17 protein-coding genes are annotated in these 12,855 nt (G+C 42.1%); 4 read left to right on the forward strand and 13 right to left on the reverse strand.

All coding sequences use genetic code 11. The features are described from left to right. Positions 1 to 8: 8 nt before the first annotated feature. From OO778_RS23285 to OO778_RS23340, 12 genes are all read right to left on the reverse strand, one after another. On the reverse strand, positions 9 to 872 hold the full coding sequence (locus OO778_RS23285; RefSeq protein ID WP_264911883.1) for a DNA circularization N-terminal domain-containing protein: 864 nt from the start codon (positions 870 to 872) through the stop codon (positions 9 to 11). A gap of 280 nt (positions 873 to 1,152) precedes the next feature. Next, positions 1,153 to 1,806, reverse strand: a complete 654-nt coding sequence (locus OO778_RS23290; RefSeq protein WP_264911885.1) for a DUF6710 family protein — start codon at positions 1,804 to 1,806, stop codon at positions 1,153 to 1,155. A gap of 87 nt (positions 1,807 to 1,893) precedes the next feature. Then, positions 1,894 to 2,952, reverse strand: coding sequence for a hypothetical protein (locus tag OO778_RS23295; protein ID WP_264911887.1), 1,059 nt, complete (start codon positions 2,950 to 2,952; stop codon positions 1,894 to 1,896). 255 nt (positions 2,953 to 3,207) lie between these two features. Continuing rightward, the gene (locus tag OO778_RS23300; RefSeq protein ID WP_045420018.1) at positions 3,208 to 3,465 is read right to left on the reverse strand and encodes an ogr/Delta-like zinc finger family protein; all 258 of its coding nucleotides are present in this window, start codon (positions 3,463 to 3,465) and stop codon (positions 3,208 to 3,210) included. A gap of 69 nt (positions 3,466 to 3,534) precedes the next feature. Next, positions 3,535 to 5,487: a replication endonuclease gene (locus OO778_RS23305; RefSeq protein WP_264911888.1), complete on the reverse strand. Its 1,953-nt coding sequence runs from the start codon at positions 5,485 to 5,487 to the stop codon at positions 3,535 to 3,537. Beyond that, complete coding sequence (locus tag OO778_RS23310; protein WP_264911890.1) at positions 5,468 to 5,866, reverse strand: hypothetical protein; 399 nt, start codon at positions 5,864 to 5,866, stop codon at positions 5,468 to 5,470. The genes OO778_RS23305 and OO778_RS23310 overlap by 20 nt, the downstream gene beginning before the upstream one ends. An 86-nt stretch (positions 5,867 to 5,952) precedes the next feature. After that, positions 5,953 to 6,231 (reverse strand): hypothetical protein, encoded by a 279-nt coding sequence (locus OO778_RS23315; RefSeq protein WP_264911892.1) that lies wholly within the window; start codon positions 6,229 to 6,231, stop codon positions 5,953 to 5,955. Beyond that, positions 6,228 to 6,455, reverse strand: coding sequence for a hypothetical protein (locus OO778_RS23320; protein WP_264911894.1), 228 nt, complete (start codon positions 6,453 to 6,455; stop codon positions 6,228 to 6,230). The genes OO778_RS23315 and OO778_RS23320 overlap by 4 nt, the downstream gene beginning before the upstream one ends. After that, positions 6,455 to 6,667: a hypothetical protein gene (locus tag OO778_RS23325; RefSeq protein WP_264911896.1), complete on the reverse strand. Its 213-nt coding sequence runs from the start codon at positions 6,665 to 6,667 to the stop codon at positions 6,455 to 6,457. The genes OO778_RS23320 and OO778_RS23325 overlap by 1 nt, the downstream gene beginning before the upstream one ends. Before the next feature lie 2 nt (positions 6,668 to 6,669). Continuing rightward, entirely contained in the window at positions 6,670 to 7,086 is a 417-nt protein-coding gene (locus tag OO778_RS23330; RefSeq protein WP_264911898.1) for a hypothetical protein, read from the reverse strand. Positions 7,087 to 7,106: 20 nt separating this feature from the next. Further along, positions 7,107 to 7,655: a phage regulatory CII family protein gene (locus OO778_RS23335; protein ID WP_264911900.1), complete on the reverse strand. Its 549-nt coding sequence runs from the start codon at positions 7,653 to 7,655 to the stop codon at positions 7,107 to 7,109. 223 nt (positions 7,656 to 7,878) lie between these two features. Continuing rightward, complete coding sequence (locus OO778_RS23340) at positions 7,879 to 8,166, reverse strand: pyocin activator PrtN family protein (RefSeq protein WP_088879202.1); 288 nt, start codon at positions 8,164 to 8,166, stop codon at positions 7,879 to 7,881. Positions 8,167 to 8,347: 181 nt separating this feature from the next. Between OO778_RS23340 and OO778_RS23345 the strand changes: the two genes are divergently transcribed. From OO778_RS23345 to OO778_RS23360, 4 genes are all read left to right on the forward strand, one after another. Then, on the forward strand, positions 8,348 to 9,238 hold the full coding sequence (locus OO778_RS23345; RefSeq protein WP_264911902.1) for a S24 family peptidase: 891 nt from the start codon (positions 8,348 to 8,350) through the stop codon (positions 9,236 to 9,238). A gap of 76 nt (positions 9,239 to 9,314) precedes the next feature. Then, entirely contained in the window at positions 9,315 to 10,313 is a 999-nt protein-coding gene (locus OO778_RS23350) for a hypothetical protein (RefSeq protein ID WP_264911904.1), read from the forward strand. 2 nt (positions 10,314 to 10,315) lie between these two features. Continuing rightward, a complete protein-coding gene (locus tag OO778_RS23355; RefSeq protein ID WP_264911906.1) occupies positions 10,316 to 11,434 on the forward strand; it encodes a hypothetical protein in 1,119 nt (372 codons plus the stop codon). A 4-nt stretch (positions 11,435 to 11,438) separates the two neighbouring features. Next, complete coding sequence (locus OO778_RS23360; RefSeq protein WP_264911908.1) at positions 11,439 to 12,113, forward strand: hypothetical protein; 675 nt, start codon at positions 11,439 to 11,441, stop codon at positions 12,111 to 12,113. A gap of 253 nt (positions 12,114 to 12,366) precedes the next feature. Here the strand turns inward: OO778_RS23360 and OO778_RS23365 are convergent, their stop codons facing one another. After that, positions 12,367 to 12,600 carry a hypothetical protein gene (locus tag OO778_RS23365; RefSeq protein ID WP_264911909.1) on the reverse strand — a complete coding sequence of 78 codons (234 nt, stop codon included), beginning with the start codon at positions 12,598 to 12,600 and terminating at the stop codon, positions 12,367 to 12,369. Between the last annotated feature and the right edge of the window lie 255 nt (positions 12,601 to 12,855).

The following is a 12,855-nucleotide window of genomic DNA, read 5'->3' on the forward strand; positions in this document are numbered from 1 at the left end:
TTCTCCCCCTATGCGGTTACATCGTAAGTGTCAACCGCTTCAAGCTCAGTGAGGCTTTCGCTCATCTTGACCGCGGCGGTCACCAATTGAGTGTTGTAGTGAGTGCTGGGCGGTTCTTCTCCCATCAACCCCAACATGAACGCCTGAGCCGAACGTGCATGATTTGCGGCTTCGCTGATTGAGTCAGGCTCTAGCTGCACACCTTCTGCAACGGCATCCACAGCGATGCTCATTAGGCTGGCAAAGTCTTTAGGGTCATTGCTGATACTGCTAATCGCTGAGTAGGCTGTGTTTAGTGCGTTGTTGATGTCCTGCTTCTTCTCAGCATCCAAATCAAGGCGATTAGTGATGTCTACCAGGGCATCATGCATCTTGGTGAAGTCATCTTGAGTTTGAGCAATTTCAGCTACGCTCATTTCTTCCACATCTTTGACGAACACCTTAGTAGAGATTTTTTCGACGGCGCTGGCCTGCTCTCTGGTTCTCACAATGCTTGGCGCAGAGATAGTTGGAGATATGCCGGCACGCACGAACGAAAGGCTAAGCGTGACCAAGCCGCGTTTGGTGCTGATGTTTTGGGAATAAGATTGGTAGACGAGCTTTAACTCACCAAGCCAAGGGTGTTCGAGTTCGCCTTCTGGAGAGGCTTCACAGTTCGCGATAAAGGCATTGGCATCTGCAAGGGAACTCGTGCCAACAAAGACAATTTCAAAGTTGAAGGTACGGGCCTTGCTGCCCATCACCTTGATGTGTGGCAGGTCTTCATAAGGGATTTCAACAACGTGCAGACGCTGACCGCCATCAATGGCCGTCGATAGGATGTTGAGCTTATGCCCGTTCCATCGTCCGTGCTCGTATTGTCGTTTCCACATCAGAAAACCCATCAAATCCAAGGAAAAAATCAGAATTTTGCAGAATGAGGAAAATTCGGTAGTGGGGTAGGCGCTTGGGGCTTGCGTCGGCTCACCCCTCCCTCCACACCAAAATTCAACACTGCAATTTTGCGCAATCAGAGGCGCAATTCATTTCGGTAGGTTTATTTGAGCACAGCCCTTATGGGAACAACATCAAGGGCTGTTTTAAATTGCAGATTTAGAGATCGTTCAAGATCGTTTTTTTGCGTTTTTCAAGAAAAGAGATCTTTGGTTAACTTTACTTACTTGCTTGTAAAGGGGGAGGGCAAACGGAAGCTAATAAGCGACTAACTTCCCATGCCATACCAAGTTCTGGACAATCACAGTGCATTACAATTTTGTTTGTATCATTATTAATCCAGAGCGGTCCGTTGCACCTGTATTTCTTTAAAAGTGGAGTAAGGTTATACCAGTCTTCTAAGGCGATTTCACCTTCTCCCATTAGTATGCCCTGCGCAATTGAATGGTTACCACCAGTGACCTTTATTAACATAAGTGGCCAGTAATAATTTGCAGAGTGATTGGAGGATGAAGTGAATCTTCCGTTTATTCTATTCTCGCCTATAACACCGAGGTTGTTAATTATTCTATTTGGATGCCATGGGAAAGTGAGGACTGGTTCAATTAATGAAATATAGCTGTTGGCTTGTCCTTGATAACAACCTTGTAGTTCACTAAAACTACAAAAATTAAATGCTATGTCACCACAGGCATCATGATCTGCAAGTAAGTAGGGCTCTAGCATCAATCGTGATTGTAGCCTCCGCCATATTGTACGAAGTAGATCTTTTAGACCTTCAATATTATTGTTCGCTAATAACTCATGCGCTCTTCTGAGTAGCATTTCCATTTCTAAAGAGTTTTCTTTGCAACGAGATTTTTTCTTAAACATATCTATCATTATATAACTTTGTAAGTAATGCATTATGTATACACTAACTATCAATACAGATTATTAATTTTTACACTTGAGAGAGGTTTATTCGTTAGTTTTTTCGAGTAGCTTCTTGGGGCTAAATTTGATCGGTCCCCACACAAGTTCGCCAAGCTTGATAACGCCACCAAATAGCTCTACCTCTTCATCACCTTGTTTACTTTCAATAAGTAGCAATTGATTTTTTTGGACATCAATAATGTTTTGTTGTGACTGAATTTCTCGTTGCAGCCCTTGAATAGTTGCTTCTTTTAGTTGAATTACTGAACTTTTCACTTCAAGTTGACCTTTGAAATGATTTATCTGCGTTTGCAACTGCGTCACCATGAACTGTTGTTGTGGGTCTAAAGGGTGAGCTGCGGGTAAAAATTCTGCATAAGGGAGAGCGATGTATTGCGAGAAAAGCTCTTCAATCTTTTCGAGAACTTGTTCACTGTGTTTTGATGAAATTTTTACTTGAGTTTGTTCGCCATCATTGTTCACTGAAACTAGAGCATCAATCCCAATGTTCTCGAGGAACTCACCAAACCAGATTAGATATTGGCTACATATTGATTGGTATTCTCGGGGGAATTGGAAAGTCTCAAGTATATACTCGTCCAACATTGCTTTGTTCAGTTTGTTTAAAGTGTCGTTGTTTGCTTCTAGGAGTAGGTTGGATGCGAAAGTTGCTTTTTCATTTAAGTTATCAGTAGGAGCGAGCTTTAATGTACAGCTAATATAAGCATACCCTTCATCGATATCAGTGCTTATATTCGAAGATATTGTTTGTATGTGATCGGAATATTCTCCTATTGTGAATAGTTGTTTCCAGTTGATGAGCTTTTTAGTCATAATGACTGATAGGATACAACCCTCACCTCTATTTTTGATGGTCAAATAATCAATTTCACTTCCATTTTTCGGAAAGTAATCACCATCTACAGCGAATGGGGTAGGTAAGTCTGCTACTTTGCAGGTTAGAAGCAATAAAAGAACTTCTTCGTTAACTTGTTCTATTTGATTCTTATCCTGATTTGCATGATAGATTTTTTCAGAATGAATTAAATTCCCATTCAGTATGGTGTTAAACATACCATTTTGTTCAATGACTTCTACGCCCATCTTTGCCTCATTGCTAAACTCATCAAGCCCCTCTGTTTAAATAGAGCTTGTCTCTTACCTCAAACTAACACAGAAATACATATGAAAGAGCGTGATACGGCCAACTTTCAAACTTTGATTCTGTTCAAGCTAGTTCATTCATTGGATAGTCTTACTCAAGTAAGTTGCTAATTTCAGGTTAGGGGGATGCTTCATTGATTTTCAATTTCTTGAACTTCGGAACGTCGACATTGTTCAGTGCTGTTAATTTCCAATTTATCTAGTAGGTTGTTGCTCAAGCTGATTGAAAATATCCATTTGATTTAAGTCACCCTTACAAAGCTCCGGCTGTAGTTCAGGGTCCGGCTTCTTGCCTGTTTGCTCAATGATTTTGTGTACAGAGGTTAGAGTGGTGAAAGCAACTCCGCAGTTTAGGTTTAGACACTGGCAGTAAGCCTCACGAGTCTCTCTGGTAATCGCTCGTGAGGTTGCAATTCTGGCTTTACTTTCGCACTTAGGGCAGGTGATCAGCATGTTGTTTCTCCTTAATCCTAATATTTTCGTTCAATATCTACCCCTAAGTAGTGAACGACAGAACTAGCTCTATTCACAGGAACTCTTATACCTACCTCTCTCTCGGTAAGGTAAACAGTCTGTTTTGATTGCTTTAATGTAGTCAACGGGAGAGTTTTCCCGGTTAATGAACTCCTCCCATTCTGGATCGGAGCGGTTTAACTCTTGTTCCAAGAAGAAGTTATCGATGATTTTTTTGCTTTTGGGTGGAATTCTATAGTTATTGCCACTGGACCAAGGTCGGTCGCTCCCGCTCCCTTCAGAAGCCTCCGACAAGTCGGAGTCTTTTTTAACTAACTTCCACTCAGTCTCACGGGTAAACACCACAAGCCCTGAGCCCTCAAGTCCATCGGTTGCAGTGACAATTTCACCGTATTTGTTTTCACGTTCTTTCTTGAGTAGCTTTATTGGACGCATAGATGCACTTAGTCGGTGACCGCCCATGTAATCCATATAAACTGAAAAGAAGCCGTTATCAGCAGCTCTACGAGTTTTCTCGAACAAGCAAAACTCTTGCTCTTCATCAATACGGCGAAGCTCTCGCCAAATTGTCACAGGTGGTGTGCGTTGAAACTGGAACTGACGAAAACAGAATGTGCGCGACCAGGCTGTGACGTTCTTCACCGTATCCTGTAACTTTGCTCGTCTATTGTCGGTATCGGTCAAACCCTCAAGGGCATGACCATCTACGTTTTTCGAGATGTATTTAGCTAGATACGCAACAGCACCGCCAGACTCTTCACTAATAAATTTTGCATCAAAGCGAGCTTTCATTGCTTTGGTCTTTGGGGTTCCGTTATCAAAGAATAAGTCTTTCTTTTCGCGGAATTGATAATTTTGAAGGCCACCGATGAATGCTTTTGCTTGGTCTAATGGCATAAAAAACACGCCGTGCCAGTGTGGTGTTCCATCTTGGTGGGGTTCAACAACTCTCATTCCGTAATAGGTTAGATTGCGGTAATCCGCCCAAGCGCGGAATAACTCCCAGCCTTTGCTTAACCAAGCATGAGCATCCTTAGGAGTACTGCCGTCAAAGTTAGGGTTTTCAATCCAGTATTTTCCGTGCTGCTTTAAGCGGTGGAAGCGACTAGGGGAGGTCATCGTAATGAATACCGCGATGTGATTATTACTTTCTGCATATTCTTGGCATCCAGCAATACGAGTCATCAACTCATGGCGGCGGTTAGCAGGGTTGCTTTGTGATGAATCAACCACAGTTTGTAGATCTATTGTTTCGCCACTCTCTGACTCAATTGCCATAAGCTCAATCCATTCTCGCTGTCTGTCTTGGCGAATGGTTAGCCATTCACAGGCAGAGATAGAAGCATAAGGTGAGCTATGTGGTGATACCATGCCAGCAGCGCGGCGAGCATTCTCAAATACAGCCACACTGATTCTACCAATTGCTCTGCGCCAAAATCCGTCGTCCATCAAACGTACAATTGCTGAATAAGCTTGCTCATCATCTTCTACATAAGTGAACTGAGGTAGCCACAGAGATGCTCCAACGAACTCATTCACAAAGGAAAGAGTTGCCATAGGCGAGAGTCCTTTCTCGGCTGCTAGGCGCACACGATTCCCGCAACGGCCTGCCATCTCAACGGCTAACTTAGCTCGCTTAATTTCATTATCTACTTTCCACCAAGGCTCAGGTATTACTGAGAACGCCGCGGCTGCAGCACCACTTCGTTTCTCAATAAAGTCTATTGCTTTTTTGAAACCATATTTACGCAAGCGGCTAGCAGCAGCCTTATCTATATAATTACGAATATCAAAAGGTAGCTTGAGCTTGTTGGCTGTGGTAGAAGCAAATTCAAACACTTGCTCTCTTGGTGTTTTCTTACCATCATGCACCCACTGACCATTGATGAACTCAAGTTGAGACGTACCTTTTTTGTTTTCGAGATACGCCATCAGCTCCCTATGAATATTGCTAGGGAGCCGATTAAGTGGATTATTGAGATTAGTGTTGTGTTGTTTCATTTTGCCCTTGGCGTTGTACTGCTCGATCTGGAAGGTTATTGGCTTTAACTGCTAGTCTTGTTCGCCACTTTGTATCGGTGTCAGTTTTTGGCTTAGTTTTGTTTTTCGGCTTACTCTTGATTTCCCAAGGGTCTAAGCACTTATCTTCGGTGCAAATGTAATTGAGAGGCGCATTTTTACTGCTCTGTCTCTGACGCTTATTCAGCCCTAACTCTTTCCTCAACACTTCCATACGACTCAATGAGCGCTCTGTTTTTACTGGATCAAAATCAGATAGCCCCTCCATATCAGGACATGGCATATGAGTAGGGCTGGTTGCTCTCACCCCTTTGTCATAAATAGAAATAGCAGGGCAGTATTCGACATCTTCAACAGACATATTCACCTCTCTTTGCCGCATTATTGGTCTAGCAAATGCGGCTTTCTACAAATTGATTTCGTTTAGAACGATCACATCCGAAGCCTTTAAAGCTCATCTATAGAAATACCCAACTCTCTCGCGAGCTGAATATCTTCGATTCTGTGGCGAGTTTTCTCTGGCATCTTATTCACCAGTTTTACTGGGCAAGTAGCTGGTGCTGGAGCTGCAATATTCGGAGAGGTTGCTCTAGTCTTTCGTTTTTGTTCAGGCAGACTACTAAGCTGAATTTTGCGCGTGTATTGCTTGCGCTTTTTCGCACAAATGGTCTCTCGATTTTTCTGGTAGTACTGGCGCTGGTACTGCTGCTTTTCTGTGAGGTTCATACTTCGGTTAACTCCTGTGCATCGACAATCATGTAGCCGCCAGCACCTTCACCCTGGCTAAGAATGCCGCGGAGTAGGTGATTACAATCTAACTGAGCGCAAGCTTGCTTTACTGCATCATCTAATGAATCAAAGTCACCAAGCTTAGTTACTTCAGGTTCAAGTGTTTTGGCGTGGCGTTTCACAGCGCCATCACCAAATAATCGAAGGGCGAAGTATTCCATCACGCCACCTTTACTTCTTGTTGCATTGCTATAAGCGCTAATCCGGCTTGTGCATGAACATCATTCCACATGCGTATTAGGTTGCTTTGAAAGTTCTCTTGTCCCTCTACAGGGTTAGAGCGGAATTTATTGATGTTAAGAATCGCCACGTTTTGCCAATGAAGTGCCTCATCAATAGTGGAAATTTGGATATTGATTGATTGTGTTTCCATGACTAACCCCCAATCACTTCTAAGCAGTACTGTTCGAACTGAAATAGCTCTTCATCGTTCCAACGGCCAAGATCACGTAGGCCAAGCATTTCCAAATACAAATGGCGGTTGCTCATATCAAGCTGCGACCAGTGGTGCAGTTGAGGTTTTGCTTTTTCGTGTAGACCAGAGCGATACCAGCTCGCAAAAGAGTGAGAAAAAAACACGCGAGCACGATCGCCTTGCATTGCTTTTTTGATATCGGATATCACCTCAGATTGTGGGCGGTGTGTTTCGACTAAAGTTTGTTTCTTAGCAATCGCATCAAGCCAGATAAGAATTTCGTGCTGTTGCTCTTCACTACTTGCATTAAAACGATCAGTGATTTGCTCAAAAGAGCTAGTCAATATTTGTTCTAGATAGTTTGAATTATTTCCCATTGCTACACCCCTGTAGAAAGTTAAGAAAGACCCGGTATAGGTGCTCCATTGGCAATAAAGTCCACTCCCATTGAGAAGAATGGTTGAGCGCTGCCAGAGCGGTTTTCTAGGTCATTGATTAGAAGCACTAAGTTGCTAATGCCCTTTTGTGCTCGGTTGATGATTTTGTTTCTGATAGAGCGAGGCAGGTACAGATCACCTGCATGCTCAAGCGCCATACGAGAGAAATCACCGGCACATTCCGAGTTCTCTAATACGCGTCTTAAAAACGTTTCTTGGGTTGCTTCACTCGCATTACGGGGTAGTTGAGCTGCTACGATATCCAGCTCACGAAGAAGTGCGTAAACAATGGAGTAGTCATCTGTTGCTTTACTGATAGCAATCAGCATTGGTGGCGTAAGCAGTCTTGCTTGTTCAGGGTTCAGCATATTGCGCATTACGTTGCGTTTGATGCCGAGAGCGTCAGCAAGGTCACTCATATTGTGTTTGCCTGAAAAGGCAACACAGGCTTCATCAAAGTTGTATTGTGCAGAGCTTAAACACTCGCACATTGCTTGATTCGCTTCCATATCCGATACTCACCTTGTAGCAAGTGAAGCGAAAACCAAATGCGGGATGACAGCAGGGGTGTGAAAAGCTATCCTAAAAAGGAACGTAAGTTCACACATGAAAGTCATGTTCATTGAATTGTTCTTTTGTGTTCTGAGTCTCGCCAAAGTCTAAGAAGGCACATAGGAACGAAGCACTGGTTTTCATACTCGGCATTGAGGCTTTGCTTCAATGCCGTTTTTATTAGTGGTGTCCAAACTTCCCGTAAATGGATTCCCATTCCTTCTTTGCTTCTGCTTTTTTTCGGTCGATATATTCGGCAAGGTCATCAACAGAAACAAAAATAGGCGCTTTAGTACCTTTGTTTGTTTCTGTTTCTTCATGGAGGCGAAAGGTAGGTACTGGAAATTCATTCGCGCTGACTTTTCCTTTAGCAGTCGCGTACTTCATTCCAAAATATTCTTCTGAGATCTCAGACAGTTTGACCACTGGTGCACCAAATACGGCGTGCAACGCATATTGAGTATTCATAAGGTTAGCCTCATTTCCACTAAACCACTGACGTGGTATAGTCTTAGTTAATTTCACTTTAACGTCGTTAGTCAAACGGACAAATAGAAGTTAAAGTGTGTTTATAGTGTTTTTGTGTGTTTTTATGTTACGCATTTCACCGGTGTTCGTCTAGGTGTTTTGCTGTGCTTTTGGTGTTTTTATGAAAGAGTGGTTTCTTAGTACAGAATTGGTAGGGTTAGCTGGAATGGCTAATTCATCATCTGGCGTTGCTCAAAAAGCCAGAAGAAACAATTGGTTAAGTCGAGGTTCGAAGGAGAGCTCTCGAGCTTTGGAGTACCATATTTCCAACTTTCACCCAGATGTGAAAAAACAGCTGATTGAGAAGTACGTCACAGATAAAGACGAAGCCCAACAGCTGATGGATCTGCCCCCACCATCGGAAAAAACATCTGTGCCATTAGTTGCTGATATACTGGAGCACACGACGCTTACAGAAGAAGCTTTGGAACTTGAACTGAGAAAGTTTGTAGAAAGTAATCCAGGCGGTACGCCTATAAGTGACTTTATTGAGCAAATGAAGCTTCTTCGCCGGAAATATGACAAAGATAACGTTACAGAACTATCTAACGTGAAATCAGTAAAGCTTGCTTCTGAGATGGGGGATATGTGTGCTGTACCTGTCTATAACGTTTATGCCTCTTGTGGTTTTGGTGCTCAAAATGACGCTGAGTATCAACTAAGAACAGAGTTCCTGCCTTGTATGTGGCTAAAGCGCTTTGGCTTAACAGAAGAAACAGCGCGCATCATTATCTGCCACGGAGACTCAATGGAAGACACGTTGAGTGACGGTGATGAAGTTCTAGTGGATATTCGTGAGCTTGATCACCCAGTTAAGCACGGTGTGTATGTTGTTCGTATCGGTAAGCATGTTTACATCAAACGCCTGAAGTACGACATCATGGCAGAAGGCTATGAGGTAATTTCAGACAATAAAGAAGAATATGATTCATTCATCGTGAACGAGGAGAAACTCAATGAGTTCGCGGTGATAGGAAAAGTAGTCACCACCGTTATGAAGGCGGTGATTTAAGAATTCAAGGCATCCTACGGGGTGCCTTTTTTATTGATAGTAACATCATCAAAATGGTGCGGAGATTGATAACCCAATGAGTGAAACAGCCAACATTGCAAAAATGGCAGAGTTAGTATCGAAGAATCTTTTTAGCGCTTTTAAGTGGGGAAGAAAAGAAGCGCAAGATCATAGCTGGGATTGTGTCACACCGGAAGAACACGATGGTAAAGACTCACATCCTTCTGATTGTGTGTTCCACTACCGTGATCCGTATGATAACCAAGTCAAATACGTTAACACAGACCTGAAGAGCTATCAGAAGACCTCTATTAACAAAGTGCAAATTCGTAAAGCGATGCACTCACTAACGTATGCAACTAACTGTGCCCAATATAATCCAAACTGGCAGGCCTTGTATCAACCAGTAGATTCCCATCAAGTACATGGAATGCTGTTTGTCTACAACCATTGTGGTAAATACACTGGGAACTTTGATGATATTTTAGATGATGTTAATCAATCAGACAGAGAACGCACTAAAGTGAATCATCTTGAAGGCTATTCTCAGGTATATGTGATGAGCCCGGAAAAAATCACAGAGTTGAATAGTATTGCTAAAGATTTAAAGCTAATGACTGCAGATGGTCTGTTGCCTCAGAGTGACAAGTATTGCTTCTTCCACCCGAGTGAAACCCTAAACAAAAACCACTTCAGTCAAGACTACTCTGAACCAGCAACTCTAGAGGTTCTGTTCTCTTCTTGGATTATCGTTAAGCATGATAAAGCTGAAAATACTGATGCGGGTGGCTATGTGATTTACTACATGGAACAAGGCGACACAGTAGAAGAATTTGTCTATCTGTTAGATGCGTTATCTTACTATCAGATTCTAAATGACAAAGGCTCAGTCAAGATTAAGTTAGTTAAGCGTAATAAAAATGGGGCTTTAAACTTACAAGCAGCAATTGCCAAGTACTTTGGAGATCTTGGCTACAGCGAGGAACAAATTAAGGAGCTTAAGGAAAAGCTAAAAGCAAATACGATTGACAAATTTGTACCTCAATTCTCTGACGTCGAAGTAGGGTTAATGTAAACATGAGCAGCGAAAATAAAAAAGTCGGCAATCGCCTTTACTTTATGAATGATAAGAGTATCCGTGACGGTCTGATTGCTCAGAGGGTAAAGCCTGAGCACTTGATTTCATTCTTATCTAAGAAAGGGATCTATGTTGCCCAAGACAGCACCAAGCCAATGCTTATGGATATGGTACAAACCATGCGTTTTGACTACTTCGACTACCTATATCTTGCGTCACTATTAGAGAACCCCGATCGCCGAGATAATCAGGCTACTACAGAATTACCTGCAAAATTTACAGCCCCAAAAATTTCCACCGCACTGACGTCATTGACATCTAAATTGGAAAGTGAAGAAGTGGGCCTTAGCTATAAGGTGTCGGGGAAGAAAGTCATTGTAGAAGCTAACTATGTAGACACAGATTACTCTAAGGCTCCAATGCGACAGAGGACGCCGAAAAAAGATGTAATCGAAATTGATTTTTCAGCGCCTGAAGATACTAGCATTATGCACCCTGCTACCGAGATGGGAAAAAAGTTGAAAGATATGGTTATCGAAGAGATGAACAAGCAGCTGCCTGCATCTGTCGAACCGATAGAAATCGATTTTGAGCATCATCCTCATGAGTTACGAACAGAGTTTTTTACTAAGTTATTGGATGTGTTTGATTACAAAATGTACGATGTTGTGAATGTAAGCGTTCGTGACTCGAACGGAGATGATGAAGATAGTGACGTGACAAGCGAATTGAGAAATGCTGCACTGTCAGGTAAAAAATTGCTGACATCATCTTTTTATCAAAGCCTTGCTAGGGATCACTACAATATCTATAAGATGTCATGGAAAGTCAGAAAAGCGGTCACTATAAAAGTTGACCCTGAAGATGATAGTAAAGATATTTTTAGTTCAGATATGTCCGACAGTTTCACAATTGAGGCTAAGTTCGACGATAAAGAAAAGTCTAAGGGATTTAGCTATAAAGTTAAGGCCGTACATCGTTACAATAGCTCTAAGGGCACTCTTAATGTGACTACAGGCAAGTTAGATAAGCACGAAGTAGAAGAGCTGTCTAAATTGCTCTTTAAAGCAGCTACAGAAGCATACTTAGAGTTAACTTCTGATAAAGGTAAGGAATAATGCTATGAGTCGTATCTCTCTATTTGAGTTCAAGGTAGACATGAGTATTCGTGACATCGCGAATGCCTTTCTTGATATGAGATATGCTCAAAACAAAAAATCAGGTTTTATGCTAGGTCGTGTTGCGCACGACCATATTTTAGTTAAGCACGTGACGGAAGTAGTTTCAGAGCGAACAATTACTAATCCATTTGGGGAGACTGAGAGCACTGTCGTCCAAGAGTTTTTAGTGAATGAGCTGGAGGTTAGAGAAGGGCTTGTAAAGGTAGTTAATCCTTCTAGAAGCTTACACCAACTCAAGCATGATCTTTCTTCGTCTATGAATTATCGCTGTTCACTTTCCCCTCTTCAAATCGACTTAAAGTCTTTTGCAAAAAGGGTCCCTGAACTAATGGATGGTGCTGTTAGTGTAATTGCACTAAATGTTATGTCGAAAGACGTTATGTCTGAAAGCTCAGTGAAGATGTCAGTATCTAGTAACAAGTGTGTGCTAAAAAAAACGTATGATTATTTTGAGGGCCATTCTTTTGAAATCAAGAAGTTGAAAATTCAGTTTAAAGGGCTAGGTACTGTTGAGTTAAGTGACCGGGGAACCATGAAGCTTGGAGAAAGCACGGATGAAGGTCAGCTCTTCAAGTTTGTTTCTGAACATTTCATTGCGAATCTTCTATCTCGTTAATTGGTACATATCACTACTTCTAGCTAAAAGGAGCCTACAGGCTCCTTTTTAACATTTGAATGTAGATAGATACCGACCAACATAATCACCGTCGACTCGCTCATTCTTATAGTAGAGCGAGACCACTGTAAAGAAACTTCCCTGCGTGTTCGGAACATACCGGATAACGAGTAGTGAATCTGGGCTGACACGCATCATGATCTTAAGTTTGCCATCTTCTTCTGTTGTGTAGACACTTCCGCTTTGGCCTAGCTTAGTAGCAAGTGCTTCTTGAACTGTCTTTTTGATTTTTTTTTAGCCAGTGACCATGGCGAAACTCGATATGCTTTTGACCAAAGCCTTTGTTACCAACCTGAAGCCTAATTGGTAGGTCTTCATCAAAGCCTTCAATAGTTCCTGCTGGAATGATGGCCCAATCTTTACTATTGTTTTTCAACCAGAAGTCGAATTGCTTATCGCCTGTTTTAGTAAAGGTATCGGTTGTCATTGCTTTTCTACGATCAAATTAAGAACGACGTATTCTAACAACATGGTGCAGTTGACACTAGAACTGATTTTATCTATGATCATCTTAGGTCGTTTAAAGACGATTTGTCAGCCTGAGGTAACCAATGAAGGCTAGGCATAATAGTAAAAGCACAGTTACCCTAGACGTGCCGAGCGTGGTTCAGATTGCGGGAAGATAAATCATTAACTTGAAGCAATTTGTTCAGTGACTTAAAGAAAATTCATATTCTTATTG

Source organism: Vibrio sp. STUT-A16 (genome assembly GCF_026000495.1).
Classification (GTDB): domain Bacteria; phylum Pseudomonadota; class Gammaproteobacteria; order Enterobacterales; family Vibrionaceae; genus Vibrio; species Vibrio diabolicus.

Excerpts from the sequence above, each read along its gene's own strand:
- OO778_RS23340 (WP_088879202.1), bottom strand. The coding sequence starts at position 8,166 with ATGAATACTCAATATGCGTTGCACGCCGTATTTGGTGCACCAGTGGTC.
- OO778_RS23320 (WP_264911894.1), bottom strand. The coding sequence starts at position 6,455 with ATGGAATACTTCGCCCTTCGATTATTTGGTGATGGCGCTGTGAAACGC.
- OO778_RS23350 (WP_264911904.1), top strand. The coding sequence starts at position 9,315 with ATGAGTGAAACAGCCAACATTGCAAAAATGGCAGAGTTAGTATCGAAG.
- OO778_RS23290 (WP_264911885.1), bottom strand. The coding sequence starts at position 1,806 with ATGTTTAAGAAAAAATCTCGTTGCAAAGAAAACTCTTTAGAAATGGAA.
- OO778_RS23295 (WP_264911887.1), bottom strand. The coding sequence starts at position 2,952 with ATGGGCGTAGAAGTCATTGAACAAAATGGTATGTTTAACACCATACTG.
- OO778_RS23360 (WP_264911908.1), top strand. The coding sequence starts at position 11,439 with ATGAGTCGTATCTCTCTATTTGAGTTCAAGGTAGACATGAGTATTCGT.
- OO778_RS23330 (WP_264911898.1), bottom strand. The coding sequence starts at position 7,086 with ATGGGAAATAATTCAAACTATCTAGAACAAATATTGACTAGCTCTTTT.
- OO778_RS23285 (WP_264911883.1), bottom strand. The coding sequence starts at position 872 with ATGTGGAAACGACAATACGAGCACGGACGATGGAACGGGCATAAGCTC.
- OO778_RS23310 (WP_264911890.1), bottom strand. The coding sequence starts at position 5,866 with ATGTCTGTTGAAGATGTCGAATACTGCCCTGCTATTTCTATTTATGAC.
- OO778_RS23355 (WP_264911906.1), top strand. The coding sequence starts at position 10,316 with ATGAGCAGCGAAAATAAAAAAGTCGGCAATCGCCTTTACTTTATGAAT.
- OO778_RS23300 (WP_045420018.1), bottom strand. The coding sequence starts at position 3,465 with ATGCTGATCACCTGCCCTAAGTGCGAAAGTAAAGCCAGAATTGCAACC.
- OO778_RS23325 (WP_264911896.1), bottom strand. The coding sequence starts at position 6,667 with ATGGAAACACAATCAATCAATATCCAAATTTCCACTATTGATGAGGCA.
- OO778_RS23305 (WP_264911888.1), bottom strand. The coding sequence starts at position 5,487 with ATGAAACAACACAACACTAATCTCAATAATCCACTTAATCGGCTCCCT.
- OO778_RS23365 (WP_264911909.1), bottom strand. The coding sequence starts at position 12,600 with ATGACAACCGATACCTTTACTAAAACAGGCGATAAGCAATTCGACTTC.
- OO778_RS23345 (WP_264911902.1), top strand. The coding sequence starts at position 8,348 with ATGAAAGAGTGGTTTCTTAGTACAGAATTGGTAGGGTTAGCTGGAATG.
- OO778_RS23335 (WP_264911900.1), bottom strand. The coding sequence starts at position 7,655 with ATGGAAGCGAATCAAGCAATGTGCGAGTGTTTAAGCTCTGCACAATAC.
- OO778_RS23315 (WP_264911892.1), bottom strand. The coding sequence starts at position 6,231 with ATGAACCTCACAGAAAAGCAGCAGTACCAGCGCCAGTACTACCAGAAA.